The sequence below is a fragment of the Saccharopolyspora gregorii genome (genome assembly GCF_024734405.1).
In the GTDB taxonomy this organism is placed as follows: Bacteria; Actinomycetota; Actinomycetes; order Mycobacteriales; family Pseudonocardiaceae; genus Saccharopolyspora_C; species Saccharopolyspora_C gregorii.
This window is the reverse complement of record NZ_CP059556.1, coordinates 6286901-6303364: the sequence shown is the minus strand read 5'-3', so window position 1 is coordinate 6303364 and position 16464 is coordinate 6286901. Positions and strand designations below refer to the sequence as shown.

At 72.6% G+C, this 16464-nt stretch carries 11 protein-coding genes; 6 read left to right on the top strand and 5 right to left on the bottom strand.

Going from position 1 to position 16464, the window contains the following annotated elements; genetic code table 11:
* Nucleotides 1-288 precede the first annotated feature (288 nt).
* Nucleotides 289-969 carry a response regulator gene (locus H1226_RS27845; RefSeq protein ID WP_224957075.1) on the bottom strand — a complete coding sequence of 227 codons (681 nt, stop codon included), beginning with the start codon at nucleotides 967-969 and terminating at the stop codon, nucleotides 289-291.
* A complete protein-coding gene (gene macS, locus H1226_RS27840) occupies nucleotides 966-2261 on the bottom strand; it encodes a MacS family sensor histidine kinase (RefSeq protein ID WP_258344455.1) in 1296 nt (431 codons plus the stop codon). Before macS ends, H1226_RS27845 begins: the two co-directional genes overlap by 4 nt.
* A gap of 278 nt (nucleotides 2262-2539) precedes the next feature.
* On the opposite strand from macS, the gene H1226_RS27835 reads away from it, so the two are divergent.
* Nucleotides 2540-3736, top strand: coding sequence for a GGDEF domain-containing protein (locus H1226_RS27835; protein WP_258344453.1), 1197 nt, complete (start codon nucleotides 2540-2542; stop codon nucleotides 3734-3736).
* A 123-nt stretch (nucleotides 3737-3859) separates the two neighbouring features.
* On the opposite strand, the gene H1226_RS27830 is transcribed toward H1226_RS27835, so the two are convergent.
* Nucleotides 3860-5122 carry an AI-2E family transporter gene (locus tag H1226_RS27830; protein WP_258344450.1) on the bottom strand — a complete coding sequence of 421 codons (1263 nt, stop codon included), beginning with the start codon at nucleotides 5120-5122 and terminating at the stop codon, nucleotides 3860-3862.
* Between the two features lie 242 nt (nucleotides 5123-5364).
* Here H1226_RS27830 and H1226_RS27825 point away from each other — a divergent pair, with 242 nt between their 5' ends.
* Both H1226_RS27825 and H1226_RS27820 read left to right on the top strand, forming a co-directional pair.
* Nucleotides 5365-6450: a hypothetical protein gene (locus tag H1226_RS27825; RefSeq protein ID WP_258344448.1), complete on the top strand. Its 1086-nt coding sequence runs from the start codon at nucleotides 5365-5367 to the stop codon at nucleotides 6448-6450.
* A 142-nt stretch (nucleotides 6451-6592) separates the two neighbouring features.
* On the top strand, nucleotides 6593-7945 hold the full coding sequence (locus tag H1226_RS27820) for a hypothetical protein (protein ID WP_258344447.1): 1353 nt from the start codon (nucleotides 6593-6595) through the stop codon (nucleotides 7943-7945).
* Between the two features lie 88 nt (nucleotides 7946-8033).
* Here the strand turns inward: H1226_RS27820 and H1226_RS27815 are convergent, their stop codons facing one another.
* Entirely contained in the window at nucleotides 8034-9347 is a 1314-nt protein-coding gene (locus H1226_RS27815) for a glycosyltransferase 87 family protein (RefSeq protein ID WP_258344446.1), read from the bottom strand.
* Between the two features lie 334 nt (nucleotides 9348-9681).
* Between H1226_RS27815 and H1226_RS27810 the strand changes: the two genes are divergently transcribed.
* Entirely contained in the window at nucleotides 9682-10530 is an 849-nt protein-coding gene (locus H1226_RS27810) for a GGDEF domain-containing protein (protein WP_258344445.1), read from the top strand.
* Nucleotides 10531-10568: 38 nt separating this feature from the next.
* Here H1226_RS27810 and H1226_RS27805 read toward each other — a convergent pair whose 3' ends face one another.
* Entirely contained in the window at nucleotides 10569-11666 is a 1098-nt protein-coding gene (locus tag H1226_RS27805) for an inositol-3-phosphate synthase (RefSeq protein ID WP_258344443.1), read from the bottom strand.
* Between the two features lie 783 nt (nucleotides 11667-12449).
* Here H1226_RS27805 and H1226_RS27800 point away from each other — a divergent pair.
* Nucleotides 12450-12854, top strand: coding sequence for a DUF5318 domain-containing protein (locus tag H1226_RS27800; RefSeq protein WP_224957087.1), 405 nt, complete (start codon nucleotides 12450-12452; stop codon nucleotides 12852-12854).
* A 102-nt stretch (nucleotides 12855-12956) separates the two neighbouring features.
* Entirely contained in the window at nucleotides 12957-16460 is a 3504-nt protein-coding gene (locus tag H1226_RS27795; RefSeq protein ID WP_258344434.1) for a transglycosylase domain-containing protein, read from the top strand.
* Nucleotides 16461-16464: the final 4 nt, after the last annotated feature.

The following is a 16464-nucleotide window of genomic DNA, read 5'->3' as shown; positions in this document are numbered from 1 at the left end:
GTCGTACTCCTCATCGAGTTGACGAACTTTCGAACCGCGGCCTCTTGCGCCGCTGGCCGGAAGTACGCCAGACCCGGCGTCACCGACCCGTCACCCGCCCGTCACGGTGCGCGCCGGGCACCCGCGTGGGCGACCGGTGGGGCCCGGCCCGTCACCTGGGGTGAAACCGCCCGTTGCGCAGGGGGAAGGGCGCCCCGGGGCCGGACGCGGAACGACCCGGCGACCGATGTGGTCGCCGGGTCGGGTGAATCGGGGCGGATCTTGCGGGCGGGGGGCTCCCGCGCGGCGTCAGCTCGGCGCGGCGCCCGCTTCGCCGTCGGCGTCGAGGCCGTGCTCGATGGCGTAGCGGGCCAGCTCGACCCGGTTGTGCAGCTGCAGCTTGCGCAGCGTGGACTGCACGTGGTTCTCCACGGTGCGGTGCGAGATGACCAGCTTGTTCGCGATCTGCCGCGCGGTGAGCCCCTTCGCCACCTGCCGCAGCACCTCGGTCTCCCGGTCGGTGAGCTGCGGGGCCTGCGATTCGGCGCCCGGTGACACCGCCATCCGCCGGTACTCGCCCAGCACCAGCCCGGCCAGGCCGGCGGTGAACACGGCGTCCCCGGCCGCGGTGCGGCGCACGGCGTCGACCAGCTCGTCCACCGAGGCGGACTTGACCAGGTAGCCGGAGGCGCCCGCCTTCACCGCCTCCAGCACGTCGCTGTGCTCCCCGCTCGCGGACAGCACCAGCACCCGGGTCCCGGGGATCTCCTGGGTGATCTGCCGGGACGCGTCGACGCCGGAGGTGTCGCCGAGGTTCAGGTCCATCAGGACCACGTCCGGGCGCACGGTGCGCGCGATCCGCAGCGCGGACACCGCGTCCCCGCTGGTCGCGCGGATCTCGAAGCCGCGTTCGGCGAGATCTCGCGAAACCCCGTCGCGCCACATCGGGTGGTCGTCGACCACCATCACCGACACGTGCGGCTCGGTCATCCTTCTCCTCCTCCGCGCGGTGCCGGGTCGGCATCCCGGTCGTCCGATCGGTCCGGGTCCGCGGCGAGCGGCGCGGCGGGCGCCGTCCGCCGGGGGAACATCTTCTCGGCCACCGATCTCGCGCGTCCGCCCGCCCCCGCCGGGGCCGGGTGCGGATGCGGTAACCGGATCTCCCACTCGGTGCCTTCTCCCGGGGTGGTGTCCAGGGAGATCGTGCCGCCCAGGTGCCGGACGCGGCCGCGGATGGACTGGGCCACGCCCATCCGGCCTTCCGCGGCGGCTTCGGCCAGCCTGCCCGCGGCGATGCCCGGGCCGTCGTCCCGGACGCTGATCACGATCTCGTCCGGCAGCTCTTCGAGCAAGACCCAAGCGCGGGCATCCGGGCCCGCGTGCCGATCCACGTTCTCCAGCGCCTCCCGCACGATCAGCAGCACGTCGGAGCCCATCGGCTCGGGCAGCCGCACGTCGGTGGCGGGGACGGACACCTGCACCTTGCCGGTGCGCAGCACCTGGAGCCGGGCGACGAGGTCCACCTCGCCCTCCGCGTCGTGCTCGGGCGGAGCGGTGGCGACCAGCGAGCGGAGTGCGATCTCCTGCTCCCCGGCGAGCCGGGCGAGTTCGGCGGCCTCCCCGCCGAGCTCGACGCCGCGGTTGCGCACCCGCGCCAGCACCTGCAGCACGCTGTCGTGGATGGAGCGGGCGAGCCGTTCCCGCTCGGCGGTCGCGGCCTCGGCGCGCAGCGCCTGGCTGAGCCGCTCGGTGGAGCGGCGGGCGGTGTCCGCGGCCAGCCCGAACAGCAGGCCCGCCCCGATCAGCAACACCGCGTCCTGGAACATCAGCGGCGCGTAGACGTCCCGGATCGCGAAGTTGATCAGAGCGGAGACCGCGCCGGAGATCCCGCCGCCGATCCAGCCCCACTGCACGCCGGCCAGCGTCACCATCGACGGCTGCCACATGGTGATGACCGACGGCGCCAGTTGCCGCATCTGCTCTTCGGTCATGATCAGCTCGTTGCCGAGGAACAGCACCGAGATCAGCACCTGGTCCGCGAGCACCAGCGCGTTCGTCCGGCCCTCCCGCCGCCGGAACCGCCACACGGTGAACACGGTCCAGCCGATCATGACGAGGATCTCGACGACCGCGAGGGCCGGGCGCTGGTAGGCGGGGAACTGGATCGCGAACCACAGCACCGCGTACCCGAGTCCTACGGAGCGGAAGAAGTTGTGCGCGCGCCACAACGGCGAGCGCCCATCGGCCACCCGGACGCCTTGCGGCGCGGTGTTCTTCGACATCACGGCTGTTCCCTCCCGATCGACCATCCTGCCGTACCGATCGAGTTGCGTGAGCCGACGATCGGTGAACACGCTCGGTGTTTGTCATCACCGAGCGGATCTACCCGAATGGACCTGAGAGCCGGGTTTCCACGGTTGATCTAGTTGTGCCAGGCTCGGGAGTAGTAACCGATCCGGTACTTGGCTGCAGTGGGGCACCGCCATTCGCGCGTTTCCGGAAAAGTCGATCGGATCAATGACCGCTCGCCCGTCCGGGCGAGGAAGAGACGTGAGGAATCATGGCGCCGTGGCCCTTGTGGCGGCTCCGGGCACCCGCACTGATCGACGTGCTGCTCACCCAGGCCGCCGCCATCGGCCTGGTCCTCCCGGTGGTGCTGCTGAACTCGCCGCCGACGCGCACCGAGTGGTTCCGGTTCGGCATGCTCGGCGGCACCGCGGCCGCCGTCATCATCGCGACCTCGGTGACCATCCACCTGCGCAGCGGCGTGCGCCGGGACCCGTGGACCGTGCACATCGCCTACCTGGCGGCCGGTGGGCTCGTGCTGCCGCCGAACCTGCTGGTGCTGCTGCTGCTCGGCCCGGCGCTGCACGGGGTGCTGGAGGCGCGGCCCGATCCGCACCGCTGGCTGTTCGTCACCGCCTCCACGACGTTGGCGGTGTTCGCGGCCCGCTGGGTCATCGGCTGGGAGGACCCCCGGTGGGATCCGGCGTTGATCGTGCTCGCGGGGACGACGCTGCTGGCGGTGCGGGCGCTGCTGGTGGGGATCGGGCTGCGGCTGCGCGACCCGGGGGCGCCGCGCGAGGACGTGGTGGGCGAGCCGATCGACGTGCTGCTGGGCATCGTGGCGGCCTGCTTCGGCGGTGTGCTGGGGATGGCGGTGCTGCGCGAGCCGGAGGTCGCGGTGCTGGGCGCGCCGATGCTGGCGCTGCTGGACCTCGCGGGGCAGCTGCCGCACTGGCGGCGGTCGGCGCAGCGCGACGGCAAGACCGGGTTGGCGAACGCGCTGCACTGGGACCGGATGGCGCGGATGGAGCTGCGGCGGGCGTGCGCGCGGGACCGCGGTGCCGCGCTGCTGCTGCTCGACCTGGACCACTTCAAGCGGGTCAACGACGAGGTGGGGCACCTCGCGGGGGACGCGGTGCTGGCGGCGGTCGCGGTGATGCTGCGGGACAGCGTGCGCAAGGAGGACCTGGTGGGCCGGTTCGGCGGGGAGGAGTTCGTGGTGCTGCTCCCGCACGCGTGCCCGGAGGTGGCGCACGCGGTGGCCGAGCGGATCCGGTTGTCGGTGGCCGCGTTGTCGGTGCCGACCCGGGACACCATGGGGCGGCCGCGCGAGCTGACCGGCGTGACGGTGAGCGTCGGGGTGTCGACCACCGCACGGTTCGGCTACGAGCTGCCCGATCTGCTGGTGGCCGCGGATGCGGCGCTGCTGACGGCGAAATCGTCGGGGCGGAATGCGGTGACGTTCGCCTGATCTCGGCTTTCCCGCACCATTCGCGAGCGGATTTCGGGGCGGTCCTCCGGAACGGGGCCGGGCCGGCGGGACGCACCCCTTTCCGGCCCGGACTCGTTTCGATTTTCGATCGTTCGCTCCCGATCAGCGGGAATCGGAATCGGGACCAACCGAGTCCGCGGGACCACCGGCCGAGGATTTCCCGGACCCGCCGTCGGAACGGCGTTCCGCACCGGATTCACCGGCGTCGTCCCGCTCCGCGCCGTCGGCCGCGGAATCCGGAGCCGGTGGTTCGGCCTCGTGCGGATCCGTGGCCTCCACCGGCGTCGACTCGTCCTCGCCTGCCGTCAGCGAGCGGATCGCCGAATTCAGCACCGCCACCACCGGAACCGCCAGCAGCGCGCCGACGATCCCGCCGAGCACCACACCCGCGCTGATCGCCAGCACCACGGCCAGCGCGTGCACCTGCACCGCGCGGCCCAGCAGCAGCGGCTGCAGGATGTGGCCCTCCACCTGCTGGACCAGCAGCACGACCAGCACCACCAGCAGCGCGTTCACCCAGCCGCTGGTCACCAGCGCCACCAGCACCGCCACCGAACCGGAGGCCACCGCGCCGACGATCGGCACGAACCCGCCGAGGAACACCAGCGCCGACAGCGGCAGCGCCAGCGGCACCCCGATGAGCGTCAACCCGATGCCGATGCCGACCGCGTCGGCGACCGCCACCAGCGCCGTCGCCCGCACGTACCCGACCAGCGAGGCGAACCCGCGGATCCCGGCCACGTCCACCCGGCCCCGCACGTGCGAGGGCACCAGGCCGATCAGGAACAGCCACACCCGGCGGCCGTCGTGCAAGAAGAAGATCAGCGTGAACAGCGCCAGCACCAGGCCGGTGAGGAAGTTGCCGAACGTGGACGCCGTGGACAGCGCACCGCTGGTCAGCGCCGCCTGGTTCTCCTGCAACCAGCGGGCGGCCTGCCCCAGGTACTCGTCGATCTGCTCCTCGCGCAGGTGCAGCGGCCCCTGCAGCAACCAGCCCCGGATCTGCCCGAGGCTGCGCAGGATCTCCCGCTGCAGCTCGGGGAAGCCGTTGATGAACGCGTTGATCACGAAGGTCAGCACGCCGCCGACCAGCGCCAGCCCGCCGACGAGCACCACCGCCGTCGCGATCGCCCGCGGCACCTTCCGCCGCGCCAGCCAGGACACCGCCGGGGCGAGCAGCGCCGCCAGCAGCAGTGCGATGGCCACCGGGATGACCACGACGTAGAGCCTGCCCAGCGCCAGGCTCAGCACGTACAACATGCCGAGCACGACCAGCAGGCGCCAGCACACGGCCGCCGTGACTCGCAGTACCCGCGGCACGTGGGCGGCGGCATCATCCGGTGGTGCGATCTTCGCGTTGCTCACCACGCCACCGTAGCCGCGACGAGGTCGTTCCCGGTGCGGTCGGCGCAATCCGGGCGCCGAGCGGATTTGTCACCCGATCCGGGGGTGTTGGGCGAGATCGCTAGGTCCGCGCTCCGCCTGCTGACAGAGTGCCCGTCGGCAGTGCACGTCGATCAAGCCGCCGAACGGCGCAACCGCGCCGGTCGAACGGAGGGTCGCTAGCGGACATGCAGCCCCGACGGAAAGTGGAACCGGACCAGCAGATGTCGGACAGCCTCCGAACAGCAGGCGGTGGCCGCGGATGGCGGCTGCTGGCCCGCACGCTGGTCGTCGCCGGAGCGGCGGCCGCGGGGAGCTCGGTCGGCTGGTTCGCCGGGAACGCCGGTGCGGACCCCGCGCTGGTCGACCTGCCCGCGGCGTCCGGAGGCGCCCACGAGTCCACATCGGACCGCGTCGCCGACCTCGTGCCCGACCCCGCCGCCGAACCGGAACACCGCATCGCGGCACCGGAACACCGCACCGACCCGCCGGAGCGCGCGGACGACCTGCCGAGGCCGGTCCGCCAGGTGGGCACCGTCGTGCACCACATCGCCGAACCGCTGGCCCGCGCCGCGGAACCCGCGAGCGAGCCGGACGCCGCGCCGCGACCCGACGAGTCCGAAGTGGACGCGCCGGACCCCGCCGCCGATCCCGGCCGGTTCTCCCTCGACGACCTCGCACCGCAGCACCTCGTCGGCAGCGTGGCCGAGGCGGAGCCGGTGTCGACCGCGCTGCACGGCGCGGGATCGCTGCTGCGCCCGGTGCGCGGCGCGCTCGTCCCGGAACCCGGCGCCGACCGGCCCGCACCGCTGGAGGGGTTGACCCGGCCGGTCGCCGACGGGCTCGGCAAGCTCACCGCGCCGCTGTGGCACGGCGTCAGCCCGGGCGCTCCCGCGCCGCCCGCACCTCCCGCTCCGCTGCCGGCTCCCGGGCCGGCGCCTGCCGAGCCGCGGCTCCCGGACCCGCCGGCTCCGGCGACCGGGGCGCTGCCCGCACCCGCGAACCCCGCGGCGGGGCCCGCCACCGGTTCCGCGGTGTTCACCGCGCCCGGCACGAGCGAGGTGGCCGCCGCGCCGGCCGCGCCCGGCCACCGCGCACCGTGGTCGCCGGGCAAGGCCGTCACCACGCCGCCCGCCACCGGCACCGCCGGGCACACCTCCGACGGCAGCGGCGGGAACGGCGGCGTCGGCATGACCCGGCCGCTGCCCGCCGCCGCGGCCGGCCTCACCGCGCTGCGCTCGGCCGGCCGGGCCGCCGACTCCGCGCTCAACGGCACCTCCGCGCCGTCCCCCGGCACCACCCCGGACTGAGCGAGCGCCGCGGCGATCCGCTCGCCGCGCTCCGAAGCGCACTCGTCCCAACGCCGCCGGACTGTGGTCAACGTCCGATGACGGCACCTCTCGAAACCATTGCTTTCCCCGCCCGAACGGGGAAATATCCGAAGGAGACCGCATGCAGACTTGGGCGAAGCGCGGCGTGCGTGCCGCGCTGGTCACCGGTGGTGTGCTGGCCGTGGGAACCACGATGGCCGCGGCCGAAGGCACCGGCCCGTCCGGCGACGGGGACCACGGCAGCCTGGGCACCCGGTACGACAGGTCACCAGCCGATCCGGAACGGGGAGGTTCCGTGCCGCCCGCGTTCGACGCCGACGACGCCCGGCCGCAGCTGGCGCACTCGTTCGCGGCGCACCGGAACGCCGACACCGGCCGCTACCGGGCGCTGGTGCTGACCGGGAAGATCGACCCGGTGCGCGACCTGCTCCCCGCCGTCGAGCACGACATGACGCAGGAGATCCCGGTCCTGCGCGACCTGGACCCCGCACGGCCGGACATGCAGCTCGCGGGCTGGGTCGGCGATCCGGCGACCGCGCGGCCGGCACCGGGCGACGGGCGGCACAGCCTCCGCCGCGGCGCCGAGGTGCGCACCCCGGCCGAAGGCTTCCACCGCTCGCTGAGCTGGGCGGGCCCGATCGGCGACATCGTCCGCGGCGGCCACGGCCACCCGGCCGAGGCGAAGGTGCCGGAGGTGACCGGCGAGCTGATCATCCCGCTGGTCGACCCGGCGACGGTGGACCCCGAGGACGGCATCGTCGCCCTGTGGGGCGGCGCGCTCGGCGGGGATGGGGCGGAGCGGGCGGCGCCCGCGGCTCTCGGTGCCGGACTGCTCGACTCCGCCGACGTCGACCTCACCTCCGGTGAGCTGCCCGGCCCGGACGTCCGGCTGCACGACGTCCCGCCCTCGCTGCTCGTGGTCGCCCTGGCCGAGGCCCCGCACGTGCCCGCCGCCCGCTCCGAGCAGGTGGCGCTGCAGGTGCCCGGCGAGCACCAGGACCACCCGCAGGTGCCGCCGGCGCTGTCCGGGCCGCTCGTGCTGGCGCGCGACGGCGAACCGGTGCAGGTCCCGATGCCGCTCGGCGGCGAGCTGACCGCGTTCGGCGGCGGGCAGCTCACCGGCCCCACCGCGGGCAGGCTCACCGAGGCGCTGGGCGAACTCGGCCCGCGCGCCGACGACCGGCCCACCGTGTCGTTCCTGGCCGCGGTCCCCCGGTTCAGCGCCACCCCGGAGGACGTGCCGGTGCGGGTGGACGTGCTCGACGAGCTGGACGCGACCACCCCGGAGCGGGACCGGATCCTGGCCAGCCCGCTGCCGCCGGAGCCGCGGGCCGCCGAACCGGTGGGCATCGAGCTGCCGGCCCTCGGCGCGCCCCCGTCGATCAACGCGGCGCAGGGTCACACCATCCCGATCCCGGGCCTCGCGGCCCAGCCGCGCGGCCTCGACGACACCGTCGAGTTCCAGCGCATCTGACGCACCGCGACGAGAACGGCCGCCGGACCCGAGTGGGTCCGGCGGCCGTTCCGCGTTCCGGGGTGCCCGCGCGCGGCGGGCGGGCAGGTCAGGCGGGGGTGGAGGAGATCTGCGGTTCGTCGGGTTCCGCGGTCCGCCTCCCGAGCCGTTGGGAGCGCCACAAGCCGTAGGCGTAGTAGGCCAGCAGCGCCAGCCCCAGGTACACGTACGCGTTGCCGACGAGGTGCTCCAGCGGGTTCCAGTGCAGTTCCCGGCCCTTGCCCTGCGGCACCTTCCACATCGGCCCGAGCGTGCACAGCGACGCCGCCAGCCCGGCGATCATCAGCAGCCCCCAGTCGGAGCGGCGCACCGCGGCTCCCGCCAGCAGCACCACCGCCGGGATCGCCCACACCCAGTGGTGCGACCAGGAGATCGGCGAGATCAGCAGCGACAGCAGCCCGTTGAGCGTCACCGCCATCGGCAGGTCCCGCTGCCGCAGCGCGTGCAGCATGCCCGCGACGGCCAGCGCCAGCACCAGCAGCGTCACCACGACGAGCACCATCGTCACGTTCCCGACGCCGAGCTTCGTCAGCGCCGAGCGCAGCGACTGGTTGCCCGCGTACACCGAGGCGTTGCCGGTGAAGGTGGGGCCGAAGGACACGTTGCCGGTGGCCATCACCTCCTGCGTCCAGTACTTCTTCGTGCCTTCGAAGGCGAGCACGAGTCCGATGAGGGCGGTCCCGGCGAAGCCGAGCGCCGCCATCGCGATCGGCTTGAAGTCCTTGCGCAGCAGGAAGAACAGCAGGAACGCGGCCGGGGTGAGCTTGATCCCGGCGGCGATGCCGATCAGCAGCCCGCGCGGGTACGGCACCTTCTGCCCCGGCCCGGTGCGCCACAGGCAGTCCACCGCGACCAGCGCCATCAGCACCAGGTTGATCTGCGCGTAGGTCAGCGTCTCCAGCACCGGTTCGGACAGCGTCGCCAGCGGCAGCACCACGCCGGTCCACAGCACGACCCGGTCCCGCTGCCCGCGCAGGAAGGTGGAGGCGCTGAGCACCAGGTACAGCGTCACCAGCAGTGCCAGGTGCGACACCAGCATGATGATCGACACGGCCGCCATCTTGGAGACCAGCCCGAGCGGCGCGAACAGGATCGCCGCGAACGGCGGGTAGATGAACGGCAGCTTCAGCCCGGACTCGGTCGCGGGCAGCGGGCCGTACATGTCCTTGCCCTGGAGCCAGGCGCGGGCGCCGAGCCGGTAGACCTCGCCGTCGATGTGGTCGTGCGGGCTGATCGTGGAGACCAGCAGCACGGCGAGCAGTTCGGCGACGCCGATGGCGATCAGCAGCCTGCGGTTCTCCCTGGCGAGGTCGCGCATCACCTCGCCGAAGGGTCGTCGCGTCGCGTCATCCGGTCCGCTCACCGCCACGAGGGTCACCGTCCTGGTCATCGATGCGGGGGTGCCGCCGATCTCAGGCGGCCGGGACCCAGCGTAGAGGCAGGCGTTGATCGGGCCGGAGCCCGGCGGAACCGGAGCGGCTCGGAGGGCGCACCGCAGTCGAAGATCATCCGCCTTATGGACGTCTCGTTTCCCGCATCGGGTGGCGCTTCGGGCTTGACCCGGGTAGTTGCTGACGCAGCGTTATTCGCGCTCGGTAAATACCACCATTACGGGTGGTAGTGATGCTCTTGAATTCAGACCTCTCCGCAGAGGAGAGTCCAGTGGACTGCTCCGTTTGGTGGGGAGGAGGGGCCGAATGAGTGTCCTCGACGTGACCGCGCCATCCCAGCTGCCGCCGATCTGGGACGAACTGATCACCGGACTGACCGTGGGCGTGCTGCTCACGGACGAGCGCGGCCAGGTGCTCGCCACCAACGACGTCGCCGCGGACCTCATGCAGCTGACGAAGTCCGATCTGCTCACCGGTGCGCGACCCAGCGGCTGGAAGGTGCGCGACGACACCGGTGCCGCGATGCCGGACTGGTCCGAGCTCGCCGGGCAGGTGCTGCGCGCCGGCTCGCCGCTGTCCACCCCGATGGTCGTCGAGCGCGGTGGCCACCCCACCCGGCTGTGGGCGGACTACCACGCGGTGCGCGCGCAGGGGAAGCGCCGGGTGCTGATCCTGCTGCAGGCCGTGCAGACCGACGTCGGGCACAGCCGCGGCCTGCTCGACCCGCTCACCGGGCTCCCCGGCCGGGCGCTGCTGCTGGACCGCCTGGAGCAGTCCCTGGTGCGCGCCCGCACCCGCGGCATGCTCACCACGCTGGTCCTGCTCGACGTGCACCGGCTGGCCGCGTTCAACACCGAGCACGGCTTCGCCCGGGGCGACGAGCTGCTCGGCACCCTCGCGGGCCGGCTGCGGCAGGGCATGTCCGACGAGCACACCGTCGCCCGGTACGGCGGCGACGAGTTCGCGCTGGTCGCCGACCACCCCAACGGCAACGGCGAGGCCATCGCCCAGCAGGCCCGCCGGATGGCCAGCTGGCCGATGCGGATCGGCCCCACCCGGGTCCGGCCGAACCTGCGGGTCTCCTGGGTGACCACCAACGGCAACGCCACCGCGCACGCGGTGCTCTCCCGCGCCGAGCAGCAGCTCCAGCACTGAACGTCCCCGCCGGGCCGAGGCCTGGCGGGGACGGCGCATCAGCGTTCGACGTCGCCCGAGATGAAGTCCTCGACGGCCTGGTAGGCCTCCGAGTCCGAGTACTGCTCCGGCGGCGACTTCATGAAGTACGAGGACGCGGACAGGATCGGTCCGCCGATGCCGCGGTCCTTCGCGATCTTGGCGGCGCGCAGCGCGTCGATGATGATCCCCGCCGAGTTCGGCGAGTCCCACACCTCCAGCTTGTACTCCAGGTTCAGCGGCACGTCGCCGAACGCGCGCCCCTCCAGCCGGATGTAGGCCCACTTGCGGTCGTCCAGCCACGGCACGTAGTCCGAGGGACCGATGTGCACGTTGCGCTTGCCCAGGTCGCGCTGGACCTGCGAGGTCACCGACTGGGTCTTGGACTTCTTCTTCGACTCGAGCCGCTCGAGCTCCTTCATGTTCAGGAAGTCCATGTTGCCGCCGACGTTGAGCTGCATCGTGCGGTCCACGTGCACGCCGCGGTCCTCGAACAGCTTCGTCAGCACGCGGTGCGTGATGGTGGCGCCGACCTGCGACTTGATGTCGTCGCCGACGATCGGCACGCCGGCCTCGGTGAACTTCGCGGCCCACTCCGGGTCGGAGGCGATGAACACGGGCAGCGCGTTCACGAACGCCACCCCGGCGTCGAGCGCGGCCTGCGCGTAGAACTTGCCCGCGTCGTCGGAACCCACCGGCAGGTAGGAGACCAGCACGTCGACCTCGGCGTCGCGCAGCGCCTGCGCCACGTCGACCGGCGCCTCGTCGGACTCCTCGATCGTCTCGCGGTAGAAGCGGCCGAGCCCGTCGAGGGTGCGGCCCCGCTGCACGGAAACGCCCAGCGGCGGGACGTCGGCGATCTTGATGGTGTTGTTCTCGCTGGCCACGATGGCCTCGGAGAGATCCCTGCCGACCTTCTTGGCATCCACGTCGAACGCGGCCACGAACTGCACGTCGCGCACGTGGTACTCGCCGAACTGGACGTGCATCAGGCCGGGGACCCGGGTGTCCGGGTCGGCGTCGGCGTAGTACTGGACGCCCTGCACCAGCGATGCCGCGCAGTTGCCCACGCCGGCGATCGCCACTCGAACCGCGCCCTCGCGGCGGTCTGTGCTCATGGCAGGGTCCTCCTTGTAGGTCATGTGTTGTCCTTCTCCCCGCTCGCCGGTGCCCCGGAGGTCCCGGGGTCGCGCGAGCAGCCGGATCGGCCGGATCAGGCCCGGCCGGGCCGTGGTCTGGAAGTGGCCCGTCGCGCGGACGATGCGCGCGGGTCGTGGCGGGGACGCGGCGGCGTCCCCCGCCTGGGCAAGCCGACGACCGGTGCCGATCGGTCGCCGCGGGTTCCCGCCACCCGCGACTCCCGGAACGCGCACCGGTGCCCTCCCCGACAACCGCCGGGGAGGCCGCGCTGTTCCCGCGGATCGGGCGGATCCGCCGCGCGGCGCCCGAATCGTCCGATCGGCTCCGTGGGACCGATCACGTTCCGGCGGTGCGGTCCGGCGAGCGGGGGACGAGCGGCCCGTCCGGTACCGGGACCATCGGCGCCTCCGGGTTTCAAGATCAACCCGGGGTGCGGGCGCGCGGCGGCCGTCCGGTAGAACATCCCGCAGCGAGATCCTCGGCCACCTCGGTCGCCGGAGGGGAGTCGCCGCAGTTCGGGCCCGGTGCACCGGGTGCGCTGCGGGAAGCCGGGCATGGCGAGTTCGCGCATCCGCACCTCCCGCGCTCGAGCCGTCCCCAGCCGTACTTGCCCGAGAAAGGAGTATATCTTCGGCGCTTCCCCGGTCCTCGCAGGTCGAGACCAACCGCGCTGCTCACGACACCGCAGGTCACGCGGCGGAAGCGGTCGCTGCCCCTAACGGCGCATGGAGCACCGGCATCGGACACGTACCCTGTTCCTCGTGCGGACCCAACGGCAAGTGGTGGATTACGCGTTGCAGCGCAGGTCGCTGCTCGCGCAGGTCCACTCTGGCCGAGTCGGGGTGATGGAGGTCTGCGACGCGAACCCGTACCTGTTGCGGGCGGCGAAGTACCACGGCGAGCCCAGCGAAGTGACCTGCCCGGTGTGCCGGAAGGAGCCGCTCACGCTGGTCTCGTGGATCTTCGGCGAGGAACTCAAGCACGCATCGGGATCGGCTCGCGGTCCCGATGAGCTGGAACGGTTGGCGGCCTTGTTCGCGGAATTCACCGTGCACGTCGTCGAAGTCTGTCGGACGTGCAGTTGGAACCACCTGGTGCAGTCGTACGTCCTCGGGACCGGTGACTTGAACAACCGCCGCCCCCGGCGCAAGACTGCGGCCGAGTGAACCGGCCGTGAGAACGAGCAGCACCGCCCCGCGCGAAGCGGGGTCACCCCGACGTGAATGCATCACCTGGCGTCGCACGACGCCTGTCCTGGAGGCCAACTCGTGAACGACGAGCGTGACGACCCAGCTCGTGGCCGCCACTCCCGGCAGCCCGAAGGTCGCAATCCCGGTTCCCCCGACGACCGGGCCACGCCCCCCTCGTCCCGGCAGCAGGGTCCGCGTCCGCAGGGCCCCCCGCCTCCGGGCGGCACCCCGCCGGGTGGTCGGCCTGCCGGACCGCCGAACCCCGCGAACCAGCCGCCCGCCGGGCAGCGTCCCGGTGCGCAGCAGCGCCCGCCGGGTCCGCCGCCGGGCGCCCCGCAGAACCCGCCGCCGCAGAACCCGGGCCAGCAGGGTCCCGGCCAGCAAGGTCCGGGCCAGCAGCGCGCCGCCGGGCCGCCGCCCGGACCGGGTCAGGGCGCGGGACCGTGGCCTGGGGAGGGGACGCGCCAGCAGCAGCCGCCGGGTCGTCCGCGGCAGGGCGGCGACCAGCCGAACTGGCCGGGCGACGGCCAGCAGCCGCGCGGCGCGGACCAGGACGCCGAGGCGCCCTCCGAGAAGACCGGTGCGTGGGTGCCGTCGTTCGACGACGAGGACGACGCCCCGACCGGGAAGCGCGCCGCCGACTCCGGCGGCGGTCGCAAGCTCGACCTGCCGACCTCGTTCACCCAGGCACCGCCGCCCGCGGCGGACCAGCGCACCCAGCGCCAGCCCGGCCCCGGCCAGCAGGGAGCGGGCCAGCAGGGACCGGGCCAGCAGGGACCGGGCCAGCAGGGAGCCGCGCAGCAGGGCGGCCCCGCGACTCCGGACGAGCAGAGCACCCAGCAGTTCAGGCCGCCGCAGCGTCCCGGCCAGCAGCCCACCCGCCAGGTGCCTCCGCCGCCGCCCGGTGGCCAGAGCACCCGGCAGGTCCCCCAGCCCGGTGGCAGGCCCGCGCCTGGCGCGGTGCCGCCCGCTGAGCGGCCGACCGAGAACATCCCGCAGACCCCCGGGGACGGCAAGGACCAGGGTCGCGGTCGCGGTGGTGCCGTGGCCGGTGGCGTCGTCGGCGGCGTGGCCGGTGCGGCCGCGCTCGGCGGTGCGGCCGCCGCGGCGGGCGGTGGCGCGGCGGGTGCCGGAGCCGCAGGAGCGGCAGGTGCCGGAGCCGCGGGTGCGGCGGGTGCCAGTGGCGCGAGCGGTGACTCGCCGCGCGAACCGCAGCTGCTCACCCACGAGGCCACGCAGAGCTCGTACGACTACTACTCGACGAACGACGCGTACTCCGACGACGGTCGCTACGACGACGACTACGACGACGGGTACGACGACCGGTACGGGGATCGCGGACATGGCGACGACGGGTTCGGCCCCGACGACGAGCTGCTCGACCCGGACGACGAGGTGAGCGCCCGCAAGGCCAAGCGGAAGAAGATCTGGCGGCGCATCCGCCGCACCTGCTACGTGGCGGCCGCGGCGATGCTGCTGCTGGGCATCGGGACGTTCGCGTGGGGCTACACCATGTGGGAGGTCCCGAACCCCGAGGAGATCGCCAGCCGCACCGAGCAGACGATCGTCGTCAACTACGCCGACGGCCAGGAGATGACCCGCATCGTCCCCGAGGCGGGTTCCAAGACGATGATCCGGGACCTGCGGGCCGAGGTCTCGAAGCCGATGCTCGACGCCACGGTCGCCGCGGAGGACGCGTCCTTCTACACCAACCCGGGCTTCTCCATCCGCGGCATCCTGGTCGCGGTGTACAACCAGATCGGCGGTGGCGCCGGTGGCGGTTCCACGCTGACCCAGCAGTACGTGAAGCTGGCGCTGGACCAGGACGAGTACTCGATCACCCGGAAGGTCAAGGAAGTCGTGGTCGCCTACAAGGTGACCAACCAGCAGTCGAAGGACGACATCCTCAAGGCCTACCTGAACACCGCGTACTACGGCCGCGGCGCCTACGGCATCCACACCGCGGCGGAGGCCTACTTCGGCAAGCTGCCGAAGGACCTGGACCCGAGCGAGGCCGCGGTCCTGGCCGGCATGGTGCAGCGCCCCACCGCCAACGACCCCCGGGTCGACCCGGAGCAGGGGCAGTGGCGCTGGGAGTACGTGGCCGGCCAGATGCTGAAGAACGGCTTCATCAGCCAGGACGTCCGCGCGAGCATGGCGCTGCCCGAGACCCGGGAGCGAGAGGCGTGGAAGAGCAAGTCGGAGGGCAACTCCTCCCAGCTGCACATCCGCAAGCAGGTGCTGGCCGAGCTGGAGCGCGAGGGCTACAGCGAGCAGGCGCTGACCCTCGGCGGCTACACGATCACCACGACGATCGACCCGAACGCGCAGCGGATGGCCGAGGACGCGGTCCGGAAGGTGACGCAGGGCCAGCCGCAGAACCTGCGCACCTCGCTGGTCGCGGTCGATCCGAAGACCGGTGGGGTCCGGGCCTACTACGGCGGCGGTGACCAGGTGTACTTCGACTACGCCGCCTCGCCGCAGCCGCCGGGTTCGTCGTTCAAGCCGTTCGTGGTGATGGCCGGTCTGGAGAAGGACTACGGCATCGGCGAGTACTACGACGGCAGCGACCACCAGGAGATCCTGGGCACCACGTTCGGCAACGCGCCGGGCTCGGTGTGCGACGACCCGAAGCACTGCGGTGTCCGCGAGGCCATGAACAAGTCGGTGAACACCGTGTTCGTGAACATGGCCGCGAAGTTCCGCACCCCGGCGGTGCGGGATGCCGCGATCCAGGCGGGCATCCCCGCGGAGTACAACGGCGAGCCGACCCTCCAGAACGAGGACGGCGGCGTCGACGCCGGTATCGCGCTGGGCGCCTACCCGGTGCGGGCGATCGACATGGCGGCCTCGTACGCGACCTTCGCGAACGAGGGCAAGCAGGTCCACCCGCAGTTCGTGTCGAAGATCCAGAACGCGGTGAAGACCGAGGAGTTCGCGCCGGAGCCGTCCAAGCCGGCGTTCTCCGACAGCGCGTCGGAGAGCAAGAACCTCGCGGCGAACCTCATCCAGTCGATGATCGGGGTTGCCGAGCACTCGAAGCTGCCGCTGGACGGCAACCGGCCGGTGGCGGCGAAGACCGGTACCCACCAGTACTTCGACACCGAGAAGAACCAGAACGCCTGGATGATCGGTGCCACGCCGCAGCTGTCCACCGCGGTCGGCATGCTCGCCGACGAGGACGGCAAGCCGGTGCCGGTGGAGCAGGCCAACGGGAAGATCATCTACGGCAGCGGCCTGCCCGGTGACATCTGGCAGGAATTCATGAACGAGTACCACAAGAACCTGCCGGTGGAGCAGTTCCCGAAGGCCAGCCCGATCGGCCAGTTCGAGCAGAAGCTCCCGCCGCAGCCGACGACGACGAGCGAGGAACCGCCGCCGCCGCCGACCTCGGAGCCGCCGCCTCCCACGTCGGAGGAGACGACCACCAGCGAGAGCGAGACGTCGGAGAGCGAGTCCGAGGGCTCCGACCCGTCCGACGAATGCGGTCTGTTCGGCTGCCCGCCGGGGCACGGTGACGACGACGATGACGGGCCCGGCGGCCACGCCGTCGGTCCGACCCGCGGACGCGACGGCGAATGATCCC

What these genes read in the sequence shown, in the direction of transcription:
- H1226_RS27810 (WP_258344445.1), top strand. Translation starts at nt 9,682, where the DNA reads ATGAGTGTCCTCGACGTGACCGCGCCATCCCAGCTGCCGCCGATCTGG.
- H1226_RS27835 (WP_258344453.1), top strand. Translation starts at nt 2,540, where the DNA reads ATGGCGCCGTGGCCCTTGTGGCGGCTCCGGGCACCCGCACTGATCGAC.
- H1226_RS27845 (WP_224957075.1), bottom strand. Translation starts at nt 969, where the DNA reads ATGACCGAGCCGCACGTGTCGGTGATGGTGGTCGACGACCACCCGATG.
- H1226_RS27825 (WP_258344448.1), top strand. Translation starts at nt 5,365, where the DNA reads ATGTCGGACAGCCTCCGAACAGCAGGCGGTGGCCGCGGATGGCGGCTG.
- H1226_RS27805 (WP_258344443.1), bottom strand. Translation starts at nt 11,666, where the DNA reads ATGAGCACAGACCGCCGCGAGGGCGCGGTTCGAGTGGCGATCGCCGGC.
- macS (WP_258344455.1), bottom strand. Translation starts at nt 2,261, where the DNA reads ATGTCGAAGAACACCGCGCCGCAAGGCGTCCGGGTGGCCGATGGGCGC.
- H1226_RS27820 (WP_258344447.1), top strand. Translation starts at nt 6,593, where the DNA reads ATGCAGACTTGGGCGAAGCGCGGCGTGCGTGCCGCGCTGGTCACCGGT.